The sequence below is a fragment of the Mesorhizobium sp. M4A.F.Ca.ET.090.04.2.1 genome, assembly GCF_003999085.1.
GTDB lineage: Bacteria > Pseudomonadota > Alphaproteobacteria > Rhizobiales > Rhizobiaceae > Mesorhizobium.
This window is the reverse complement of record NZ_RZOT01000414.1, coordinates 1-5,532: the sequence shown is the minus strand read 5'-3', so window position 1 is coordinate 5,532 and position 5,532 is coordinate 1. Positions and strand designations below refer to the sequence as shown.

Here is a 5,532-nt window from a genome sequence, read left to right as displayed (position 1 = left end):
CGCCACGATCACCGCAAGCTCGCTGCTGTGCTCGATCCTCAACCTGCTCGACTGCTTTTCGGTTTCCGCGCCGGCGCCGATCGCCTTCACTTCGGCTCCAAGCGGCGGCGACACCAACGTCACCTTCGCCACCGTCTTCCGGCTCGACGGCTCGGGCACGGACATTCCGGGCAGTTCGCCGCAGCGGGTGATCAACGGCACACACACCATGCTGGTCGACCTCACCGCCACCAAGTCGCCGGGCATCTTTCCGGCCGGCACCTATCAGGGCACGGTCACCGTGCGCTGCGAATGAGCAAGTGGCAGCCGGCGCGGAACCCTATTGTGGGCTGGCAAGCGGCGCTCTTACAGGCTAGCTTCCCGCGCAGTCAGCAGGAGGCTCTTCTTGATTATCGTTGTCGGCTCCATCAACCTCGACCTCATCGCCAATGTCGACCGCTTGCCGGCGCCCGGCGAGACGGTGCGTGGCTCCACTTTCGCCACCGCGCCCGGCGGCAAGGGTGCCAACCAGGCGCTGGCCGCCGCGCGCGCCGGCGCCAAGGTGCGCATGGTCGGCGCCGTCGGCAAGGATAGCTTCGCCGCCGAGGCGCTGGCTTTGCTCACTGGCAAGGTCGATCTCTCCGGCATAGGCGAGAGCTTCGCTTCGACCGGCACGGCGCTGATCCTGGTCGGCGCCGACGGTGAAAACGTCATCGCCGTGGTCCCGGGCGCCAATGATTCGGTGCTGCCCGGCGATATCGCCAAGGCACAGCTCAAGAAGGGCGACGTCGTGCTGCTGCAGCACGAGATCCCCTTGCAGACCGTTGACGCCACGCTGGAGGCGGCGCGGGCGGCCGGCGCCATCAGCGTGCTCAACACCGCGCCGTTTCGCGCCGAGGCATCCAACCTGCTAAGCAAGGCCGACTATGCCGTCGCCAACGAGACTGAATTCGATCTCTATGGCGAGGCGCTGTCGCTCAGCGGCCGTGATCGCCCCGCGCGGATGCGCGACTATGCCGGCAAGACCGGGCGTACTATCGTCGTCACCCTCGGCGGCGATGGCGTGTTGGCCGCGACGCCCGACACGTTCCTGACCGTGCCGGCGCTGGAGATAACCCCGGTCGACACGGTCGGCGCCGGCGACACGTTTTGCGGTTATTTCGGTGCCGGCCTGTCGTCGGGCCTGCCGCTCGAACAGGCGCTCGCACGCGCCGCCACCGCCGGCTCGCTCGCTTGCCTGAAGCCGGGCGCGCAGCCGGCCATTCCGTTGGCAAAAGATGTCGACGCAGCCCTCCCAGGCGCGTGACGACGGCCATGCGTCCCAAGACAAAGCATGCCGTTCCGCCGGCCGGCGACATCTGCCGTCTGTCCGCCGTGGAGCTAGCCGGCGCGATCGGGCAGCGCCGCCTGTCGGTGCGCGAGGTGGTCGCAGCTTTTCTCGACCGCATCGAGGCGGTGAACCCGCAGGTCAACGCCATCGTGTCGCTGCGCGATCGCGCCGGCATCCTCGCTGAGGCCGACAGCGCGGATGCCCATCTGGCGCGCGGCGGTGAGACGGGAGCATTGTTCGGCCTGCCGATTGCGATCAAGGACCTAGCCCTGACCAAGGGCCTGAAAACCACCTTCGGCTCGCCGATCTTCGCCGACTTCGTCCCCGGGGAGGACGACTTCTTTGTCGAGCGCGTCCGCAAGGCCGGCGCCATCATTATCGGCAAGACCAATGTCCCCGAATTCGGGCTTGGCTCCAACACCTACAACAATGTGTTCGGCCTGACGCTCAACGCCTTCGATCCGGCCTTGACCGCCGGCGGATCGAGCGGCGGCGCGGCGGTGGCGCTTGCGCTCGACATGGTGCCGATCGCCGACGGCAGCGACTTCGGCGGCTCGCTGCGCAATCCCGCAGCCTACAACAACGTCTATGGCTTCCGCCCCTCGCAGGGGCTGGTTCCCGCCGGGCCGGACATCGATGTCTTCCACGCGCAGATGGGCGTGGAAGGGCCGATGGGCCGCAGCGTGCGCGACATCGCGCTGCTGCTCGACGAGCAGGCCGGCTATCATCCGCGCGCCCCGTTGTCGCACGACAAGCAGGGTTCCTTCCTCGACGGATTGTCGACGAAGGCAACTGGTGGCCGCATCGCCTGGCTCGGCGATCTCGGCGGCCACCTGCCTGTCGAGCCGGGCATAGTCGATCTTTGCCACGCCGCGCTCGCCCGTTTCGCCGATGCCTCCTTCCACAGCGAGGCGCAGGTGCCGGATGTCGATTTCGAGGCGCTGTGGCAGGCCTTCGTCACGCTGCGCCAGGCGAGCAGCGGCTGCGCGCTCAAGGTCCACTACGACGATCCGGCCAAGCGCAGGCTGCTGAAACCCGAAGCCGTGTGGGAGGTGGAGCAGGCGATGCGCCTCACCGCGCCGCAAGTCCATGCCGCAACGGTGAGGCGCTCGGCCTGGCACCGAAAGCTGCTGTCGATCTTCGACCGGTTCGACCTGGTCGCGTTGCCCACCGCGCAGGTCTTCCCTTTCGAAGTCGCCACCGACTGGCTGCGTGAGGTGGCCGGTCGAGCCATGGACAGCTACCATCGCTGGATGCAGGTCTCCGCCTTCGCCACGCTGGGCGGCTGTCCGGCGCTCAACGTACCCGTCGGTTTCGACGGCAAGAGCCGGCCGATGGGCATGCAGCTGATCGGGCCGCCACGCGGCGATCTCGCCGTGCTGCGGGCCGGCGCGGCCTACGAGGCGACACTGCCCTGGCAGGCAGGCGCAAGCTGAGGCCGGCTATCGGCGGCAGGCTGGCGCTTGCGCCCACACCGGCGCCGTGCATTGATCGGGCCCGGCCGCCACCGGATCGGTGCCATCTTGCTTGAGGAAAGACCATGTCGCTGGAACTTTACGCCACCTATGTCGTCGCCTGCATCGTCATCATCCTGGTGCCCGGTCCGACCGTCACGCTGATCATCGCCAACAGCATCCGCCACGGCGCGCGCGCCGGCCTTGCCAACGTCGCCGGCACCCAGGCCGGCCTCGCCATCATGATCGCCATCGTCGGCATCGGCCTCAACACGCTGATATCAGGCATGGGCCACTGGTTCGAATGGGTCAGGCTGATCGGCGCCGCCTATCTGATCTGGATGGGCGTGCAGATGTTCCGTTCGAAAGGCACGCTGAACCCCGACGGATCGGCCAGGAAAGCCGCGCGGCGGCTTCTTCCTGCAGGGTTTCCTGGTGGCGATCAGCAATCCGAAGACATTGGTGTTCTTCGGCGCCTTCTTTCCGCAGTTCATCGCGCCGCAGGGCAACTACACGCTGCAGATCGTGGTCATGGGCCTGACCGCGATGATCTTTGCCGCCATGTCGGATTCGACCTACGCGCTTGCCGCAAGCCGCGCCGGTCGGCTGCTGTCGGCCAGCCGCGTCAAGCTGATGTCCCGCATCAGCGGCAGCTTCCTGGTCGGTGGCGGCCTCTGGCTGGCCTTCTCGAAGGCGAAGTAGCGCCTACCTTCCCTCGCCCCGTTTACGGGGAGAGGGTGGTCGCGAAGCGACCGGGTGAGGGGCAGCGCCAGGATTGCAGGCAAAACACCGACATTCGCGCCGCCCCTCATCCGCCTGCCGGCACCTTCTCCCCGTAAACGGGGAGAAGGGAGCTTCAGAGCCGCCCTAGCCGCTCGACCAGCAGCGCGAAAAACGCGTCGTGGTCGATGTCGCGCATCACCATGGCGTTCTTTTCCCGCTTGGTCACGCCCCACCAGTCGATCACCGTCATGCCCATGGTGAGCTCGGAAGAGGTCTCGACGCTGACGTTGCAGTTGCGGCCCTTGAACAGCTCGGGCTTGATGAGATAGGCGATCACGCACGGATCGTGCAGCGGCCCGCCGTCGGTGCCGTATTTCTCCTCGTCGAAACGCTCGAAGAACTCCAGCATCTCCGACGTGGCGATGCCCACCTTGGTGCCGAGATCGCGGAAAGCCTGCGTGCGCTTGGCGGTGGTCAGCGCCTTATGTGTGACGTCGAGTGGCATCATCACGATCGGAATCCCGGACTTGAACACCACATCGGCGGCCTGCGGGTCGACATAGATATTGAATTCGGCGGACGGGGTGACGTTGCCACCCTCGAAGAAGCCGCCGCCCATCAACACGATTTCCTTGATGCGCGGCGCGATCCGCGGCTCGCGAATCAGCGCCAGCGCGATGTTGGTGAGCGGTCCGAGCGGGCAGAGCGTGATCGTGCCGCTCTCTTCGCGCATCAGCGTCTCGACGATGAAGTCGACAGCGTACTGATCCTGCAGTGGCATCGTCGGCTCGGGCAATTGCGGCCCGTTGAGGCCGGTCTTGCCATGCACTTCCTCGGCGGTGACGAGTTCGCGCGCCAGCGGCCGGATGGCGCCGGCATAGACCTTGATATCGGGCCGACCGGCCAACTCGCAGATCTTGCGTGCATTCCTTTCGGTCAGCTTCAGCGGCACGTTGCCGGCAACGGCGGTGATGCCGACGACCTCCAACTCGGCGCTGCCGAGCGCCAGCAATATGGCAACGGCATCGTCCTGGCCGGGATCCGTATCGATGATGATCTTGCGTGACTGCGGCATTTCAATTCCTTCTGGGAGTCTTTTTGGGCGGGGTTTTTGGGCGGGGTTTATGATGGCTTGAACTTGTCCGCGCGGCGGACCATATCAAGACAATCGGGAAAAATGCCATCCGGGTTTTTCCAGTTTATGTCGCTCTCTAGAGGACACTGTAACATGAGCCGAATGACGCCCTTTTCGAGCCCGCTTCTCCTGGGCTTCGACACCATGGAAAAGACGCTCGAGCGCCTGGCGAAGTCCGGTGACAGCTATCCTCCTTACAACATCGAGCGCCTCAGCGGTGCCGACGGCATGGCCGAAAGGCTGCGCATCACGCTCGCCGTCGCCGGCTTCGCCGAAAGCGACCTCGATGTCACGACGGAGGAGAACCAGTTGATCGTGCGCGGCCGTCAGACCGACGACACCGAGCGCGAATTCCTTCACCGCGGCATCGCCGCGCGCCAGTTCCAGCGCTGCTTCGTGCTGGCCGATGGCATGCGGGTGATCGCGGCGGAGCTGAAGAACGGCCTGCTATCGATTGATCTCGACCGGCCGGAGGTCGAGCGGCTGGTACGGAAAATAAACATATCGGTGAAAGACTGATCTTTACCGATGGCTCTCATGCGGGGCGGCCTTGGACGGCGTCCTCGCGCCAAGGAGGCTTGAAATGACCAGAACCGACGAAACCTTGACCATGACCAGTGGCGAATTCGCCCATCTCGGCGAAGGCTCAGTCGCCTATCTCAGGAAAGTCTCGAGCGACGATCTGCGCGGCCGCTTCCCCGGCCTCGGGGAAATCGCGCCCGGCCTGGAACTGTGGGCGCTGTTTGCCGCCAATGGCCAGCCGATCCTGCTTTCGGACGCCCGCGACCGGGCGCTGGCGGGCGCGCTGGAGAACGACCTGACCACTGTCGCCATTCACTGAGCGACCGCTGGCCGTCCGAAATGGCAAGGGCCGCCCAAGGCGGCCCTCTGAAACCTTCAATCCGAAAACT

Annotated in this window: 6 protein-coding genes and 1 pseudogene; 6 read left to right on the top strand and 1 reads right to left on the bottom strand. The window is 65.6% G+C overall.

All coding sequences use genetic code 11. The features are described from left to right. The 4 genes and pseudogenes from EN781_RS24310 to EN781_RS24295 form a co-directional block, all read left to right on the top strand. Positions 1–295 (top strand): hypothetical protein (locus EN781_RS24310; RefSeq protein ID WP_127400395.1); only part of this gene is annotated, 295 nt, incomplete at its 5' end. A 90-nt stretch (positions 296–385) separates the two neighbouring features. Next, positions 386–1,285 carry a ribokinase gene (locus EN781_RS24305; RefSeq protein WP_126058307.1) on the top strand — a complete coding sequence of 300 codons (900 nt, stop codon included), beginning with the start codon at positions 386–388 and terminating at the stop codon, positions 1,283–1,285. Between the two features lie 8 nt (positions 1,286–1,293). Further along, entirely contained in the window at positions 1,294–2,745 is a 1,452-nt protein-coding gene (locus EN781_RS24300; protein WP_127400394.1) for an amidase, read from the top strand. A gap of 104 nt (positions 2,746–2,849) precedes the next feature. Then, positions 2,850–3,465 (top strand): annotated as a pseudogene (locus EN781_RS24295) (LysE family translocator). A gap of 154 nt (positions 3,466–3,619) precedes the next feature. On the opposite strand, the gene EN781_RS24290 reads toward EN781_RS24295, so the two are convergent. After that, positions 3,620–4,561 (bottom strand): nucleoside hydrolase, encoded by a 942-nt coding sequence (locus EN781_RS24290; protein ID WP_126058305.1) that lies wholly within the window; start codon positions 4,559–4,561, stop codon positions 3,620–3,622. A gap of 153 nt (positions 4,562–4,714) precedes the next feature. Here EN781_RS24290 and EN781_RS24285 point away from each other — a divergent pair, with 153 nt between their 5' ends. Continuing rightward, entirely contained in the window at positions 4,715–5,140 is a 426-nt protein-coding gene (locus EN781_RS24285; protein WP_126058304.1) for an Hsp20 family protein, read from the top strand. A 64-nt stretch (positions 5,141–5,204) separates the two neighbouring features. Next, the gene (locus EN781_RS24280) at positions 5,205–5,462 is read left to right on the top strand and encodes a DUF1150 family protein (RefSeq protein ID WP_124995408.1); all 258 of its coding nucleotides are present in this window, start codon (positions 5,205–5,207) and stop codon (positions 5,460–5,462) included. The last annotated feature ends 70 nt before the right edge of the window (positions 5,463–5,532 follow it).

Coding starts and splice junctions, on each gene's coding strand:
- EN781_RS24300 (WP_127400394.1), top strand. CDS start 1,294: ATGCGTCCCAAGACAAAGCATGCCGTTCCGCCGGCCGGCGACATCTGC.
- EN781_RS24290 (WP_126058305.1), bottom strand. CDS start 4,561: ATGCCGCAGTCACGCAAGATCATCATCGATACGGATCCCGGCCAGGAC.
- EN781_RS24285 (WP_126058304.1), top strand. CDS start 4,715: ATGAGCCGAATGACGCCCTTTTCGAGCCCGCTTCTCCTGGGCTTCGAC.
- EN781_RS24280 (WP_124995408.1), top strand. CDS start 5,205: ATGACCAGAACCGACGAAACCTTGACCATGACCAGTGGCGAATTCGCC.